The following is a 16523-nucleotide window of genomic DNA, read 5'->3' on the forward strand; positions in this document are numbered from 1 at the left end:
CCAAGCACATTTGCCACCTATAGGAGCACAAAATGGAAAATCCCGATGATCAATTTCAGCGCCGGGCAATTGTCGGTGACCGGCATTTTATTCTGGCTGATGTCAATCAGCCCGACCACTGGGCGCTGGCCGGGCCGGTGGTGCTGGCCACCGATGCCGACGGCAATCGTCGCTTCGGCCCGGCCCGTACCATCACCACCGCGCAACTAAGCGCCTGGGCCGCCGGGCAAAATCTGCGTCTGCAGATAGCCGACAAATTTCCGCTGGTAAGGCGCGATATCAGCGCATCCATAATAGAACCCGCCTACTAAGCCCGCTTTGCGAGTAAATCTGATGGCCACACTTTATCTGGATATCCAAACCATACCCAGTCAGCAAGCACAGCTGATAGCTCAGATCCGGCACAGCCTGAAACCACCCGCCAACTACAGCCAGCCCGACAGCATAGCCAAATGGTATCAACAGCAATTACCGGCGGCGGCGGCCAAAAAACATCGGCAAACCGCGCTGGATGGCTTATATGGGGAAATCTTTTCCATCGCCTGGGCCATCGATGACGGTGCCGTCATGGCCTTCTGGCGCGATGACCAGGCCAGCGAACGCAGCCTGCTGGAACAATTCATGCTGGAACTGGCCGAAGTCAGCGACAGCCAGGGCCGGCGCCTGCCCATCCGACGCTGGGTGGGGCATTACATCAGCGGTTTTGATTTACGCTTTCTCTGGCAGCGCTGCGTGATCTGCCGGGTGCGGCCCAGTCTGGCCTTACCGCTGGACGCCGGGCTTTGGGATGACCGGGTGTTTGACACCAGTCGCATGTGGAACGGCGACGGCAACGGCCAAAGCAGTCTGGCCGCTTTGGCTCAAGGTTTGGCCCTGGCCGAACAGCCCGGCCTGGACGGCAGCCAAATCTATGACTTATGGCTGGCCGGCCGCTATGACGAAATAGCCGCCTATAACCGCCAGGCCGTGAGTTTGAGCCGGGCCTTATACAAGCGCATGTTGTTTAAAGATTAATCCGGCACGATTACGCCGATACTGCCCAAACCATCGGTGCAGTCACTGCCCAGCGGCAAGGGCTGAATTTTGCCCACATAGCTTTCCTGCAGGCCGGTTTTTTTGCCCTGGAAAAACTTGCAAGTGCTGGCCTGCGGGGCTAGGGAACGGCTTTGCGCCGCAGTCTGTGCCGCCTGAATTTTAGCGGCTTCCTCCGCCTCTTCCTCGGCTTCATCATCAGCATCCAACACCGTAATACCCAAACTACCGGCCCCGTCAGTACAGGGCTTACCGATAGCCAAAGGCTTGGCTTTACCGGCCAAATCTTCCACCTGACCCAGTTTAGGGCCTTCGTTATAGCGGCAAGTGCTGGACACCTGCCCAGGTTTAGCATGTTGAGCACTGGCCAGACTCTGCTGATAGGGCAGGGCAGACATGATTATAAATAAGCTAATTAGCAGTTTAGACATGATATTGAGCTGAGTTTAATAACAAAAAAACCATGTTAGCCACTGTATGTAACGGTTTTGTGACAAGCGCTGCCCTTGTCTGCGCCAGTGCCAGATAAGTTTTCAGGAAGTTATTGTTGGTATACAGAAAATATGCTAGCTTCTAACAGGTTTATTTGCCATAGATCAATCAATGGTTGGCAGCGGTTAAAACTCAGCACTTACACCTTACCTAAAACCTGCTCAGGAGAGCGACATGCGACCCGGAAGAACCCTGTTGGCAGCCGGCTTGGTTTGCGGACTGATAAGCCAGGATAGTCAGGCAAGTTTGACCCCAGAAACTGTCAATGGAATAAGCTTGGTTTATAACAGCGGCAGCAATACCACCTGGACTCAAGATGCCAACCTGCTAGCCAGCCTGGAAAACAATAATGGCTATAGCGTAATGGTCAATGCCATCATTGCTGCCAGCAACGGCGTGATTCATGACACCGCAAATAATTATGACAATGGAAATTATGTACTGACAGCGGCAGATTTCGGCAGTAACGGCAAAGTCGATTGGTGGGCAGGGCAAGCCTTTATGCATTACCTGAATACCCAGAATTACGGCGGCTCCCATCTGTGGGCTTTGCCTAGCCAGCCGGATGAAAGCTATGACTACTATGTTACCAATAGCCAATTAGGCGAATTGTTTTACACCGAATTAGGCGGTACAGCCGGCAATATCATGCCCTCAGGCCCGTTCGCCAATGTCCAGCCCTATGTCTATTGGTCGGGTTTGGAATATGCGGCTTTTCCCAGCATAGCCTGGGATTTTATTACCCTCAACGGCGACCAGTACAACACCAGTAAAATTAATCAATTGTATGTCTGGCCCGTTAGTCCCGGCAGTATCGCCGCTGTGCCGGAATTGAATCTCAACTGGCTGTTTATGTTGGGAATATTGGTTTTAAGCAGTCCTTGCCTCAAAAATGCCCATAGCGCCGGCTTTCAACTGGGCATGTTTGTGCCGAACCTTTTGCCGAGTAACAAAGCCAATAAAACAAAACCATAGCCGAAAAAGCTAATGGCTGGGGGTTCGGGCACCGTGGATACCGAATACAATGTCGCGCCATTAGAGATCAATAACTGATTACCCTCCCAAAAACTATGGGAAGAGCCAACCGAAATCCCGCCAACTATATCAGGGTGTAAACCACTTATCCCAATGCTGTCGCCATTCACATAAAGCTTACCGTCCAGCAAATAGGTCAACTGTCCGGTGCTGCTCAAACTATCTATTTGAGCATTGTTTTGCCCATGAGTAATTTGGCTCAATTCGCCATTGGGTGATTTCAGCCAGACTTGTTGTACACCAAGCGCATCAGCCTCAGTAAAAGCAACCCAGCCATTATTGATCTGAAAATTACGACCTTGATCCGGCTCGAAGCTGCTTCTTGGCGTCAGTGCAATTTCTCCGCTAGGTGTCGCTTCCATCAGCTGATATTTCTGATTGGAACAACAGGGATCTTGTTTAATGTAAACTGAATTAATCCCATCCGTACTCACATAAACATTCCAAAATGAACTGTCATGTGCGACAGAAGTAGTGACACCATTTGCATAACGATGTATGTCATAACCTGGATAACTCCAAAAATCCACAACACCGGTAGCCGTCACATCATTCACCCAGTTACCGACATTGCTTGCCACCGTTAGATTGGTATCTGTAGACAGATTCCTTTCTATCAGCAAAGACCCGTTAGAATAGGCATTCCAAATAGCATAATTACCGGCAACCTTCAGTGAAAACTGAGAATCCAAATGGTTTTCTAAAACGCTTAAGGTTTGATTCTGATACTGATAAACCATGCTAAAAACCGAACCACTATTTGACGATGCAGCAAAAATAGCGCCAGACGGGCTAAGATAACCGTATTCTGGCGAACTTGCACCAGCCAAGGGAATAACAGTATTAGCGCCGGTGTTGCGATCCAGGATATGCAAAGTTTTACTGGGATCTTCATACAAAATACGGTCTGCGCTGACATCCCAAATCACACCATTGACTGATTCAAGAGGATGCAATGAGGCCGCCACGCTAAGATTGGCAGACAAAGCCAGAAAAACAGCGGACTGCAAAGTGACATAAATGTATTTTGTACGGCTATTCATCGTAATTCCTCCTCATGGTAAATTTTGCTGAAAATCCGCAAACGGAAACGAGTTGTCGACCAATCTGGGCTTGACGGATATTTCGTAGGATGCGCTGAACGCAGTGATGCGCATCAATCGCGCATCATACGCCTGCGGACTCGGCACAGCCTCTGGCGCTGCCGGCAAAGTATTGGTTAAGCACTGGATGTTTATAAGCGCATTGAAGCACCACTTCAAATTAAAGTTCTGGTCAAAATGGCGCTGAATTAGCTGTACGGGATATCACTCTGCGCTTGATTTTGCTGGTTTATCACGCTATCAGATTGTCTGCTGCTATTAAACCACAACAGCAAGCTGATTTGAATGACGATTATTTACTCAACGTGCAGCAAAGTAACTAAGTGCGATTGCCCTGATGCCGGCAAGGGTATTTTGCTTGACTTACGAAAATGAGAATTGTTATCATTCGTATAAATCAATTTTCGGACTCAAGATACCCATGACATATAAACAGTCTGCGACACAGCTATGCCTGCTTTCCGGTTTATTGGCGGGTCACTGTTTAACGTCGGCTCACGCAGATGTCGATCCATTTGAATTTCAGGTCTATACCTACAAAACCCAGGGCCAGGGCAAATTTGATCCGCAGTTATTGTCCAGCTTTATCGCCTCCGGTCATGCCCAAGGCCAGGGCGGCACCTCACCAACCTATGCCAGCCAGAATATGTGGCGCTACGCCCTGGAACTGGAATACGGACTGACCGATAAAATCGACTTCGCCTATTACCTGAATGTGGCTAAACCGGATGGTGCCGATCTGCAGTACACCGGTTCCAAATTCCGGTTTCGGGGCCGCATAGCCGAACAAGGCGAATTACCGATAGATTTAGGCTGGTATAGCGAAATAGAGTGGTGGAGCAACAAGTTTAATGACGACCAGGTCGAAGCCGAATTTATGACCACCATGCAAAAAGACATCGACAAATGGACCATTATCATCAACGCCCCGGATATAGATAAGGTATTCATCGGCGACAACCGCCGCGAAGTCTTTGAAATCGGCTGGCGCGGCGAAGCCAGCTATCAAATAACCGAAGGCACCCGACTGGGCCTGCAAGTCTACGGCTCACCCGGCAAAGTCAATGACGTCACCCCGGTCGGCCAGCAACAGCACTATGTAGTACCCACCGTACACACCGTATTGCTGGATACCTTTCGCTCCTCACTGGGACTGGGTTTTGGCCTCACCGAAGGCTCGGATCTGTTTTTTCTCAAAGCCAACATCCATTTCGACGCCAACAAAACCGAAAAAGTCTACGACTAAGCAAAAATGGGTTCAGGTACAATTACCGACAATAATAATTGAACCTGACCCCATTTTTTCCATTTTTTAATAGACCTTAACCGGTTTTTCAGGATAAACTCACCCAGACCGCGCTTAGCCGGCAGCCTATCATCACGGCCCTATTTTTTCAGAATGAATTAAATTGGATAGCAAAATCCAGTTATCTTGTTTATCCACCCATCTCCAGGAATAGTTAATGATCCAATCTGCGGATTTCGGGGGGCGCTCGACAAAAACTGCTTTCCGGCATGGCCGGCAGACGGTTTTATTCAGTATTTCATTGGCTTGCCTTAATCCGGCAGCAGCGGACAACGCCGATCAGGTTTTAGACCTGCCATTGGCAGAACTGGTCAATGTCGAGATCACCTCAGCCTCCCGCTTCAAACAAAAAATCTCCGAAGCACCTTCGGCAGTAGAAGTCCTCACTGCCAAAGACATCACCAGCTTCAACTGGCGCACCCTGGCCGATGCCCTCAACGCTATCCGTGGGCTGTATATCCGTAACGACAGAGACTACTCCTATGCCGGCGCCCGCGGCTTCATGCGCCCCGGCGACTACAACTCGCGCTTACTGATCATGGTCGATGGCCGGCGCATGAACGATGCCGCCTACGATTCCGGATTCATCGGCGAAGAATTCATGCTGGACATGAATTTGATAGAGCGCATCGAATACCTGCCCGGCTCCGGCTCATCCGTCTACGGCGGCAACGCCCTGTTGGGCGTGGTTAACGTCATCACCAAACAGGGTAAGGACTTCAACGGCGGCAAACTAACCGCCGAAGGCGGCAGCATGGACACCTTCCGGGTGCGCGGCACCTACGGCAAAAAATTTGATAATGATGTCGATATCCTGCTCAACGCCTCCCAATACGCCAGCAACGGCAATAGCCAGCTGTATTTTCCGCAATTCTCGGCCACCCATAACGGCTTTGCCCAAAATATGGACCATGAACAAAGCAGCCGGGTCTTCACCCAACTGAATTACCATAACCTGGCCTTTCACGGCGGCTTTGTCGACCGCTTCAAACAAGACCCCACCGCCTCCTTCGGCGCTATCTTCAACGACAGTTACAACTATGTCGACGATCGCAGCGCCTATATGGATCTGGATTACCACACCGATGTCGCTAAAGGCCTAGCCCTGGAGACTCGCGGCTTTCACCATTGGTACAACTATTACGGCGTTACCCCCCAGGCCATCGATGCCAGCCGCGTCGTCAACTACGATGCCGCCAATGCCCGCTGGTGGGGCGGCGAACTAAAACTCACCGGCACCCAGTTTAAATCCCATCAATGGATCAGCGGCGTAGAACTGCAATACGACGACCTGCAGCAACTGCTGAACTACAACATCAAACCCTATCAGCTATTAAATAACAGCTATCAGTCCGGCACCCGGATCGGCGTTTACCTGCAAGATGAATACCGGCTGGCCGACAACCTGCTGTTAAACGCCGGCGCCCGCCTGGACCAGAACCACATGATCAACGGCCTGCAGCTCAATCCGCGGGTGGGACTGATCTGGGACCCCATTTCGACGCTGACCACCAAATTATTATACGGCTCGGCATTCCGCGCCCCCAACCTCTATGAACGCAGCACCAACTCACTGGGTTTTGCCGCCAACGCCAACAACAAACAGGAACTGATCACCAGTTACGAAGCCGTTGCCGAATTCCGGCCCGGCGATGGCATCAAATTGCTCGGCACCCTGTTTTACAACGACATGGAAAAAGTCCTGCTCCAGGATCTAACCCCGACATCCGCCACCTATGGCGCTTTCATCAATGCCGGCAAATATTACGCCCACGGCTTTGAACTGGGCAGCGAAAAGAAATGGCACAACGACCGGCTGCTCAAATTAACCTGGACCCATACCATCACCCAGCAAGTGGCACCCGGCATCAACGGCTGGGCGCAAGGTTCACCCAATAACCTGGTCAAAGCCCATTATGCCGAACCCTTCCTGGACAACCGCTTCCAACTGGGCTTTGAAGAATTATTCATCGATCAGCAATTGACCCTGGCCAATCAAATTGCCCCGGCTTACCACCTGATGAACATCAACTTTGCCCTCACCAAGCCCTGGCACGGCTTCCAGGGCGCACTGGGCATCTACAACGTGCTGGATCAGCATTATCTGGCCTTGGGCAGCGCCCAGCAAGTGCAAGATACATTGGCCATGGATGGCCGCACCGCCCGCTTGCGGGTGGAATACAACTTCTGAACATGCGCCGACTTTACCGATCCCTAAACCGCACTGGACTGGTCGCACTGATCTGTCTGCTCAGCCATGTCGGCGCAGCGGTAGCGGTTTCCGCATCCTCCATAGAAGAATTAACCCTGGCCTATCTGTACAATTTTCTCAAATTCACCGAATGGCCGGCAGTCGATAGCATCAACGAAATGACCATCTGCGTCAGCAAAGCCGGGCGCTTGGCAGCCAACCCGGATGCACTGGCAGGCCGCCTGGCCCAAAACAAAAAAGTGGTCATCAAGTCCTTGGATACCCTCAAGGATCCGCGTACTTGCCAGATCCTGTTTCTGGATCAGACCGAAAACAGCCTAAACATCAGCCAATGGCTGAAACAGACCGAAAAGCTGCCCATACTTACCGTCAGCGACAAGCCGGACTTCCTGGACATGGGCGGCATGATCATGCTGATAGAAGCCGACAACCGCTTACAGTTTGAAGTGGATCTGACCGGCGTCAGAAACGCCGGATTAAATTTAAATTCCCAAGTCCTGAAAATAGCCAGGGATGTTAGGGGTAAATAGTGGGGTGGCTTCGCCGCTAGGCAAGCCGCCAAAACTTCTAGGCTGTTTGTTTAGCTATCCCCAAAACACCCTGCGCAACCGGCAACCATAGCCGGCATCATCGCCACCCGTAGCCTCGATGCAACGTAGTGGAATCGAGGGGTTCGCGGCCTAGCCTTAATCAAAGCGGGGCAGCGGAATTCAACTAGGTTCTGCACCGCCAAAACTTCTAGGCTGTTTGGTGTTTAGCTATCCCCAAAACACCCTGCGCAACCGGCAACCATAGCCGGCATCATCGCGACCCGTAGCCTCGATGCAACGCAGTGGAATCGAGGGGTTCGCAGCCTGGCCTTAATCAAAGCGGGGCAGCGGAATTCAACTAGGTTCTGCACCGCCAAAACTTCTAGGCTGTTTGGTGTTTAGCTATCCCCAAAACACCCTGCGCAACCGGCAACCATAGCCGACATCATCGCGACCCGTAGCCTCGATGCAACGTAGTGGAATCGAGGGGTTCGCAGCCTGGCCTTAATCAAAGCAGGGTCAGCGGGATTCAACTATGTCCCGTACCGCTTGAAGCCAAAATCAACTTGATACCTGCACCCTAGATCCGCGTAGCTACATCGAGGCTATGTATACGGTCTTGTGCCGTTTTTAGGAAGTGCTGAACCCAGTGATGCGCATCAATCGCGAACCATGCCTTTCCCCCCCCGGGGCAGCATGATAATTGAACCGGCCCCCATTTTTTTAATAGACCTTAACCGGTTTTTCAGGATAAACTCTACTTAGCGTGCCAGGAAGGCACCCGGTCATCACCGCTCTATTTTTTCAGAATGTTTTAAATTGGATAGCAACAGCCCGCTATCTTGTTTATTCACCCCTCTCCAGGAATAGCTAATGACCCAATCTGCGGATTTAGGGGAGCGCCCAACAAAAACAGTTTTCCGGCAGGGCCGGCAGGCGATTTTATTCCTTATTACCGCTTACCTTAATCCAGTCACGGCAGACACCGCCAATCCGGTGTTAGACCTGTCACTGGCCGAACTGGCCAATGTCGAGATCAGCTCAGCCTCGCGCTTCAAACAAAAATCCTCAGAAGCGCCCTCTGCGGTAGAAGTCCTCACTGCCAAAGATATCAGCCGATTCAACTGGCGCACCCTGGCCGATGCCCTGGGCGCCATACGCGGGCTGTATGTCCGCAACGACCGGGATTACAACTATGTCGGCGCCCGTGGCTTCATGCGCCCCGGCGACTACGGCTCGCGGATGCTGATCATGATCGATGGCCGGCGCATGAACGACGCCATCTATGACTCCGGCTTCATCGGCGAAGAATTCATGCTGGACATGAATCTGATCGAGCGCATCGAATACCTGCCCGGCTCCGGCTCATCCGTCTACGGCGGCAACGCCCTGCTGGGGGTGGTGAATGTCATCACCAAGCAAGGCAAAGATTTTAACGGCGGCAAAATAACCGCCGAGGGCGGCACGCTAGACACATATCGAGTGCGCGGCACTTACGGCAAACAATTTGATAACGGCGTGGATGTATTACTCAACGCCTCCCAATATGCCAGCAACGGTAACAACCAATTGTTTTTTCCGCAATTTGCCGGCATCCATAACGGCATAGCCCAGAACATCGACCACGAACAAAGCAGCCGCATCTTCACCCAGCTCAATTACCGGAACCTGGCCTTTCACGGCGGCTTGGTCGACCGCTTTAAACAAGACCCCACCGCCTCCTACGGCGGTATTTTCAACAACAGCGCCGATAATAACGAAGATCGCAGCGCCTACCTGGATCTGGATTACCACACCGATGTCGCAAACGGCCTGGCCCTGGAAACCCGAGGTTTTCACCACTGGTATAAATATGCCGGTTATACCCCGCTGGCCATCGGCGGCGCCACTGTCCTCAACTACGATACCGCCAATGCCCGCTGGTGGGGCGGCGAACTAAAACTCACCGGCACCCAGTTTGCCGGGCATAAATGGATCAGCGGCGTAGAACTGCAATACGACGACATGCAACAACTACTGGTTTACAACATCAACCCCTATCAACTGTTCAACAACAACTACCAATCCGGCACCAGGGCAGGTGTCTACCTGCAGGATGAATACCGGCTGGCCGACAACCTGCTGATAAACGCCGGCGCCCGCCTGGACCAGAACCACATGATCAACGGCCTGCAGCTCAATCCCAGGGCCGGACTGATCTGGGACCCGATTTCGACGCTCACCACCAAGCTGTTATATAGCTCAGCGTTCCGCGCCCCCAATTTTTACGAACGCAACAGCAACGCCATGGGTTATGCCGCCAACGCCAACAACAAGCAGGAACTGATTACCAGTTACGAAGCCGTTGCCGAATTCCGGCCCGGCGATGGTGTCAAATTACTCGGCACCCTGTTTTACAACGACATGGAAAAAGTCCTGCTGGAGGATTTAAACCCGACATCCGCCACCTATGGCGGGTTTATCAATGCCGGCAAATATTACGCCCACGGCTTTGAGCTGGAGGCCGAACAGCAATGGCAAAACAATCGCATATTAAAACTAAGCTGGACCCATACCACCACCCAGCAAATTACCCCCGGCTATAACGGCTGGGCGCAAAGCTCGCCCAATAATCTGGTCAAAGCCCATTATGCCGAACCCTTCCTGGACGACCGTTTCCAACTGGGTATCGAAGAATTATTCGTCGATCAGCAGTTGACCCTGGCCGGACATATCACCCCCGCCTACCACCTGATGAATATCAACTTCGGCCTGATCAAGCCCTGGCACGGCTTCCAGGGCGCACTGGGCATCTACAACGTGCTTAACCAGAATTATCTGGTGCCGGCCAGCAGCGGGCAGCTGCAGGACACACTGGCCATGGACGGCCGCACCGCCAGATTGCGGGTGGAATACAACTTCTGAACATGCGCCGATTTTACCGATTCCTTAACCGCACTGGACTGGTGGCACTGATCTGCCTGATCAGCTATGCCGGCGCGGCAGCAGCCATTTCCGCCTCGTCCATAGAAGAATTAACCCTGGCCTATCTGTACAATTTTCTCAAATTCACCGAATGGCCGGTAGCCGATACCATCAACGAAATGACAATTTGCGTTAGCAAAAGCGGGCGCTTGGCAGCCAATCTGGAGGCTCTGGCAGGTCACCTGGCCCAAAACAAAAAAGTAATCATCAGGCCCTTGGAAACCAGCAAAGATTCACATACCTGCCAACTACTGTTTCTGGATCAGAACGAAAACAGCAATAACATCAGTCAATGGTTGAAACAGGCCGCAAACCAACCTATTCTTACCGTGAGTGACAAGCCTGACTTCCTGGAAATGGGTGGTATGATCATACTGATAGAAAGCGACAACCGCTTACAGTTTGAGGTGGATCTGACCAGTGTCAGAAATGCCGGATTAAATTTAAATTCGCAGGTCTTAAAAATAGCCAGGGATGTTAGGGGTAAATAGAATGAGCACAAAAACTACTCATGACAGATCGATAGCGGATAAATTAATCCATATCATCCTGATCAATCTGGCCGGATCACTATTCCTGGTATTTGCCTTTATCACGGTAAACGAAATCCGGAACTCACTGAATGCCGCCCACGAACAACTAACCGGCTTGGCCAGAGTCACCAGCAGCGACCTGCAAGCCGCACTGGTGTTTCAAGACCAGAAAACCGCGCAACAAACCCTGGATTCCCTGCGCGAAATATCCGCCATCACCGATGCCGTGCTGACCCTGCCCGATGGCCGCGACATCGCTATTCTGTGCACCGGAAACAGCCTGCCGCTGCCGGCGTTTTTGCCCTGGCGGGAGCTTATCCACACCCAGCCCATACTCAGCGACCATGACAGCGTCGGCCAACTGACCCTGCATTATTCGCTGAACATCATGTGGCGCGATCTGCTGCTCAATCTCGGCTTAACCGCCGCCGGTTTTCTGGTTGCCTTCATGCTGGCCCGGCTCCTGACGCAACGCATGGTACTGGCCTTAACCCGGCCCGTCATCCAATTGGCGGAAACCGCCCGTCAGGTCAGCACATCCGGCAATTATGCCAGCCGGGCCGAACGGATATCCAACGACGAAGTCGGCGCCCTGGTGGACTCCTTCAACGCCATGCTCGAACAAATCAACACCAGAGACCGGGAGCTGGAAATACACCGTAACCATCTGGAAGAAGAAGTCGCGTCCCGCACCCACGAGCTTAGCCTGGCTAAGGATGTGGCTGAGTCAGCCAATATCGCCAAATCCCAGTTTCTGGCCAGTATGAGCCATGAAATCCGCACCCCCATGAACGGCGTGCTGGGCATGACCGAACTATTGCTGGGCACCGAACTCACCAACACCCAGCGCCGCTTCGTCAACGCCGTGCATAGCTCAGGCGAATCCCTGCTCAGCATCATCAACGATGTACTCGACTTTTCCAAAATCGAATCCGGCCACCTGGAAATAGAATACCTCGATTTCGACCTGCACAACCTGATAGAAGACATCGCCGAACTGTTCGCCAAACAAGCCCACAGCAAAAGCCTGGAACTCAACTGCGCCATCGCCACCGACGTTCCGCAATACGTACGCGGAGACCCAACCCGGATTCGTCAGGTATTAATCAATTTACTGGGCAATGCCATCAAATTCACCCCACAGGGCGAAATAACCATCTACCTGAAAATCATCAGCACCGGCAAGCCTGTCGATAGCGGCAATCAGCCCGAACCCGTGCAGATCCAGTTTGGGGTACGCGATACCGGCATCGGCATCGATCCCGCCATCCTGCCCAGAATATTCCAGGCCTTCACCCAGGCCGACGGCTCCACCACCCGCCAATACGGCGGCACCGGCCTGGGGCTGACCATATCCAAACAACTGGTGGAACTGATGGGCGGCGGCATATCCGTGGCCAGCGAACCCGACAATGGCGCCACATTTTTTTTCACCTTGCCGCTGTCTCCCGCCGACAGCCAGAACCACCTGCCGGACTTCAAGGCCCAACTCGCCGGATTGCGGCTGCTGATCGTCGAAGACAACGCCACCAACCGCAACATCCTGGTCGAATACGCCCGTTCCTGGGGAATGCGTATTGATGCGGCGGCTGATTCATACTCAGCATTGGAACTGCTGAACAAAGCAGAGCAGAGCGGTAGCGGATACGACCGCATCGTCATCGACATGAATATGCCCGGCATGTCCGGACTGGAACTGGGCAACCGCATCAAACAGCAGCCCCCACTCAGCAACATCCCCTTACTAATGCTCACCACCGCCCTGTCCAGCAACGAAGCCGATGCCGCCGCCAAAGCCGGTTTCGCCGCCAGCCTGGTCAAACCGGTACGCAAACTGGAACTCGGCAAGCTGCTGGCCGGCCCGCAACAGGCCCAGCTAGATGCAGACACCGCCTGGGCCGCAGACAAACCGGCACCAACCCCGGCTTCCGGCATCAGCATCCTGCTGGTGGAAGACAACCGCATCAATCAAGAAGTGGCCAAAGCCATGCTCAAAAAAATGGGCTTTCTGGTAAACGTGGCCAACAACGGCCAGGAAGCCTTGCAAGCCCTAGAACAAAACAGTTTCGACCTGGTGCTGATGGACTGCATGATGCCGATCATGGACGGCTACGCCGCCACCGCCGAAATTCGCCGCCGCCAAAGCCTGGGCCAACTACCCGGATTCCCCATCATCGCCCTCACCGCAAACGCCGTGTCCGGAGACCGGGAAAAATGCCGGGCAGCCGGCATGGACGACTACATAGCCAAGCCCTTCAAAAAAGAACAATTCCTGCAAATGATAGACAAATGGACAGCCAAACCCCAACCAGCCGAAGCAGACTTACCCCCAACCGGCTCGGGATGACGGGAGTGCCCCCCACATCACCGGACAAACAGTTTTCCGCATCCGGCGGTTCAACCGCTGGATGCGCCGCAGGCAATCCACCGCAAACACCTCCCAGGCTGTCCGGCGTTCTGCTATCGCAAAAACACCAAAATCAGGCAATCATAAAGCATGGCCTTGAGATAACAGCCTGTAGGGTGGATTCGCCGCAGGCAATCCACCGCAAACACCTCCCAGCCTGTCCGGCGTTCTGCTATCGCAAAAACACCCTAGCTGGGCTTATAATTCAAACATATCCAGTTTGACCATCCAAATACCCTGGTATTCAATTTATGCGCATCACCGCCCGGCAACAACAAATCATTTGTGACAGTACCTTAAAATATTTTGGTGCCGATGCCAGAGTCTGGTTGTTTGGTTCCAGAGTCGATGATCAGGCCAGAGGTGGAGATATTGATTTATACATCGAAGCGCAACGACAGGATGCCGCAGAATTGATAAGCGCCAAATTACAATTCTTGCGCGAGTTGCACAAAAAAATCGGTGAGCAGAAAATCGATGTGGTATTACACCGCCGCAACGATGCCGAGGAGTTACCCATCTACCGCATTGCCAGAGAATCCGGCGTGTTACTGCAATGACCGACGCTAGCGTAGAAATCCTAAGCCAATGTCAACGCCATGCCGATCGCCTGCAATGGGCCATGCAGCAATTACAACCGCAACTGCCGTTTTCAGCAGCCACCTTGCCAGGGTTGAGCGATATGGAACTGGCCGTACTGGATCAGTTTAGTACCCGCTTCAGTAAATTACAGGATTTAATGGGAGCAAAACTATTTCCCGCCGTACTGGAATTAACCAAAGAACCGGGCGAGCTGAACGCCTTTATCGACAAACTGAATCGGCTGGAAAAAATCGGCGCCATCCCTTCCGCCGACGACTGGCTGCTGTTGCGGGAAATTCGCAATGCGTTTGCACATGATTATCCAGAAAATCCCGACTTGCAGGCGGAAATATTAAACAAAGCCTACGGCTTAGCCGGGCAATTACTAGCGGTATTGGACAGCGTCAGCGCATTTGCCCAGTCTTACCTAAAATAATCGTATCGGGCGGCTTAACCCAGTAGAGTGGATGCGCCGCAGGCAATCCACCGCAAACACTCCCAGCCTGTCCGGCGTTCTGCTATCGCAAAAACACCAAAATCAGGCAATCATAAAGCATGGCCTTGAGATAACAGCAATGGCATAATAACAAGCACGGCCCAAGCCAAAATGCCGCCTCCGGCTCTGGTCTCAAGCCCGTCCATCCGTCTTACCGTCATATTTTTTGACCATTAACCAGCAAGTATTATGAAAATTTTAAGCAAAATCTCAACCCTGGCATGCACCTGTTTACTGGCCGGTTGCGCCAACGACGGCGGCTCTTTGTCCAACCTGGGCACCCAAGCCGCCCTGGCCGCCCTAAACCCCAATACCACCGTGCAAGGCGCATTAACCAATGCCATCACCCAGCACATGGCGGCCAGTGTGGCCGGTGGCCAAATCGGCAGCCAGTTGCAAACTGTCGATCAGCAATACCGCCTGCAACAATTGGGCACCGCACTGCAATCCGGCAACATCACCCAAAATCAACAATGGGTTAATCCACAAACCGGCAGCGCCATCGCCCTTAACCCCACCGGCCAAAGCGTAGTCAATGCGCAAACCCAGCAACAATGCCAGGTACTGCAGGAAGTGGTCACATTACCCAACGGCCAAACCTTAACCGAAAACCGCCACGCCTGCCTCAACCCCCAAACCAATCAGTGGACCCTGGGCCAATAAGCGTTCCGCCGCAACACGCCGCTAAGCCGCTACCCGCTTAGCGGCGCAGGTCTAAAAACAAAACTCAAGACCTGACCCCACATTCTCCATAGGGCGCAATAGGCGATAGCCGTATTGCGCCGGCTACCAAGCCAAACTTAGCTTCATGATATTTTGAGACTTGCCTAATCAGCAATCGCTTGGTACCCTCAATCCAGTTATCTGTTTTTGATAAAAAAATATTTAATTTCCAGATAATTAGCGCAGAATCGGTTCTTTTAACAGCAAAAGGCCGGTAAAAGCGGCTAACCACCACAACACTGAGGCTAATAACACTATGATGAATAAAACTAATGCGATTAAGTCATTGATAAGCCTGATATTGTGGACATCAAGCAGCCTGGTTAGCGCGGATACCCATAAATATATACAAGCCGCCACCGGCGGTGGAGTGATTATCCTCAATCAAAAAAATGGGGTCATCACCTATTGCGAAACCACATACAGCTCCCAGTCCGAAAAATACACACCCAATTGCGCCACCATCGGCACCATCTCACCGCACTCACTCGTCGGCAATGCCAGCATTCTATTGCCTACTGCCAGCAATGTTGCCGTAATCACCAACCAGACCACCGGCGTAGTGGCCCAATGCACCTTATTGCCAGGCGCCACCGGTAGCTGCACCAGCTTTCAGGCAGACTAGCAGTTAATGGCAATTTCCAGCCCGATACACGCCAATCCATAGGGCGCAATAGGCGATAGCCGTATTGCGCCGGATCAGCCCATAGCCTTTATCAACACGACCAAACCCGCTGCGGCAACACTAAACGCCCTTTGCAGATTCTTGCGACCACCATCGTGATAATATATAATTCGTATACGTTTCGTATATTATAGAAAATGATGGGTATTGTTAAAATCAGTGACGAATTACACGAAGAAATCCGCAAAGCCAGTTGCACGATGGTACGCTCGATCAATTCCCAAGCTGAGTTTTGGATAAAAATCGGCATGTTGGCAGAAACTCAGCCCAATATGACATACACAGAGATTTTGCGAGAACAACTACGCCTTGCTGCTGTAAAGTTAAATGAGCTTAGCAATGACTAGGGTTAGCCTAAAAAATCAGAACGAACTCGCATTGATGCGTGAATCAGGGCGTTTGCTCGCATCAGTGTTTGCCTAT

General features: G+C 52.3%; 16 protein-coding genes. 14 read left to right on the plus strand and 2 right to left on the minus strand.

All coding sequences use genetic code 11. The annotated features are described in order from the left end of the window. Positions 1–32: 32 nt before the first annotated feature. A complete protein-coding gene (locus tag KEF85_RS05645; protein WP_215583824.1) occupies positions 33–311 on the plus strand; it encodes a hypothetical protein in 279 nt (92 codons plus the stop codon). Positions 312–333: 22 nt separating this feature from the next. After that, entirely contained in the window at positions 334–1014 is a 681-nt protein-coding gene (locus KEF85_RS05650) for a 3'-5' exonuclease family protein (RefSeq protein WP_215583826.1), read from the plus strand. Here the strand turns inward: KEF85_RS05650 and KEF85_RS05655 are convergent. Next, positions 1011–1463, minus strand: a complete 453-nt coding sequence (locus KEF85_RS05655) for a hypothetical protein (RefSeq protein ID WP_215583828.1) — start codon at positions 1461–1463, stop codon at positions 1011–1013. The genes KEF85_RS05650 and KEF85_RS05655 overlap by 4 nt on opposite strands. A 235-nt stretch (positions 1464–1698) precedes the next feature. On the opposite strand from KEF85_RS05655, the gene KEF85_RS05660 reads away from it, so the two are divergent. Continuing rightward, positions 1699–2499 (plus strand): Lcl C-terminal domain-containing protein, encoded by an 801-nt coding sequence (locus KEF85_RS05660; RefSeq protein WP_215583830.1) that lies wholly within the window; start codon positions 1699–1701, stop codon positions 2497–2499. Here the strand turns inward: KEF85_RS05660 and KEF85_RS05665 are convergent. Continuing rightward, complete coding sequence (locus KEF85_RS05665; RefSeq protein WP_215583838.1) at positions 2436–3602, minus strand: hypothetical protein; 1167 nt, start codon at positions 3600–3602, stop codon at positions 2436–2438. The two genes, KEF85_RS05660 and KEF85_RS05665, sit on opposite strands and share 64 nt — an antisense overlap. Before the next feature lie 481 nt (positions 3603–4083). Between KEF85_RS05665 and KEF85_RS05670 the strand changes: the two genes are divergently transcribed. From KEF85_RS05670 to KEF85_RS05720, 11 genes are all read left to right on the plus strand, one after another. Then, a complete protein-coding gene (locus KEF85_RS05670; protein WP_215583846.1) occupies positions 4084–4908 on the plus strand; it encodes a hypothetical protein in 825 nt (274 codons plus the stop codon). 217 nt (positions 4909–5125) lie between these two features. Then, positions 5126–7159 (plus strand): TonB-dependent receptor plug domain-containing protein, encoded by a 2034-nt coding sequence (locus tag KEF85_RS05675; RefSeq protein ID WP_215583854.1) that lies wholly within the window; start codon positions 5126–5128, stop codon positions 7157–7159. Between the two features lie 2 nt (positions 7160–7161). Beyond that, positions 7162–7710, plus strand: a complete 549-nt coding sequence (locus KEF85_RS05680) for a YfiR family protein (protein WP_215583856.1) — start codon at positions 7162–7164, stop codon at positions 7708–7710. Positions 7711–8583: 873 nt separating this feature from the next. Further along, positions 8584–10614, plus strand: coding sequence for a TonB-dependent receptor plug domain-containing protein (locus KEF85_RS05685; RefSeq protein WP_215583858.1), 2031 nt, complete (start codon positions 8584–8586; stop codon positions 10612–10614). A 2-nt stretch (positions 10615–10616) separates the two neighbouring features. Then, positions 10617–11165 (plus strand): YfiR family protein, encoded by a 549-nt coding sequence (locus tag KEF85_RS05690; protein WP_215583860.1) that lies wholly within the window; start codon positions 10617–10619, stop codon positions 11163–11165. 1 nt (position 11166) lies between these two features. Further along, positions 11167–13554 (plus strand): response regulator, encoded by a 2388-nt coding sequence (locus KEF85_RS05695; protein ID WP_215583862.1) that lies wholly within the window; start codon positions 11167–11169, stop codon positions 13552–13554. Between the two features lie 311 nt (positions 13555–13865). After that, entirely contained in the window at positions 13866–14174 is a 309-nt protein-coding gene (locus KEF85_RS05700) for a nucleotidyltransferase domain-containing protein (RefSeq protein WP_215583864.1), read from the plus strand. Beyond that, complete coding sequence (locus KEF85_RS05705) at positions 14171–14632, plus strand: hypothetical protein (protein ID WP_215583866.1); 462 nt, start codon at positions 14171–14173, stop codon at positions 14630–14632. The genes KEF85_RS05700 and KEF85_RS05705 overlap by 4 nt, the downstream gene beginning before the upstream one ends. A gap of 249 nt (positions 14633–14881) precedes the next feature. Further along, entirely contained in the window at positions 14882–15355 is a 474-nt protein-coding gene (locus KEF85_RS05710; protein WP_215583868.1) for a hypothetical protein, read from the plus strand. A gap of 316 nt (positions 15356–15671) precedes the next feature. Further along, entirely contained in the window at positions 15672–16040 is a 369-nt protein-coding gene (locus KEF85_RS05715; RefSeq protein ID WP_215583870.1) for a hypothetical protein, read from the plus strand. A gap of 197 nt (positions 16041–16237) precedes the next feature. Next, positions 16238–16447, plus strand: coding sequence for a ParD-like family protein (locus tag KEF85_RS05720; RefSeq protein ID WP_246535051.1), 210 nt, complete (start codon positions 16238–16240; stop codon positions 16445–16447). Positions 16448–16523: the final 76 nt, after the last annotated feature.

Origin of the sequence: Methylomonas paludis (assembly GCF_018734325.1) — a bacterium.
In the GTDB taxonomy this organism is placed as follows: Bacteria; Pseudomonadota; Gammaproteobacteria; order Methylococcales; family Methylomonadaceae; genus Methylomonas; species Methylomonas paludis.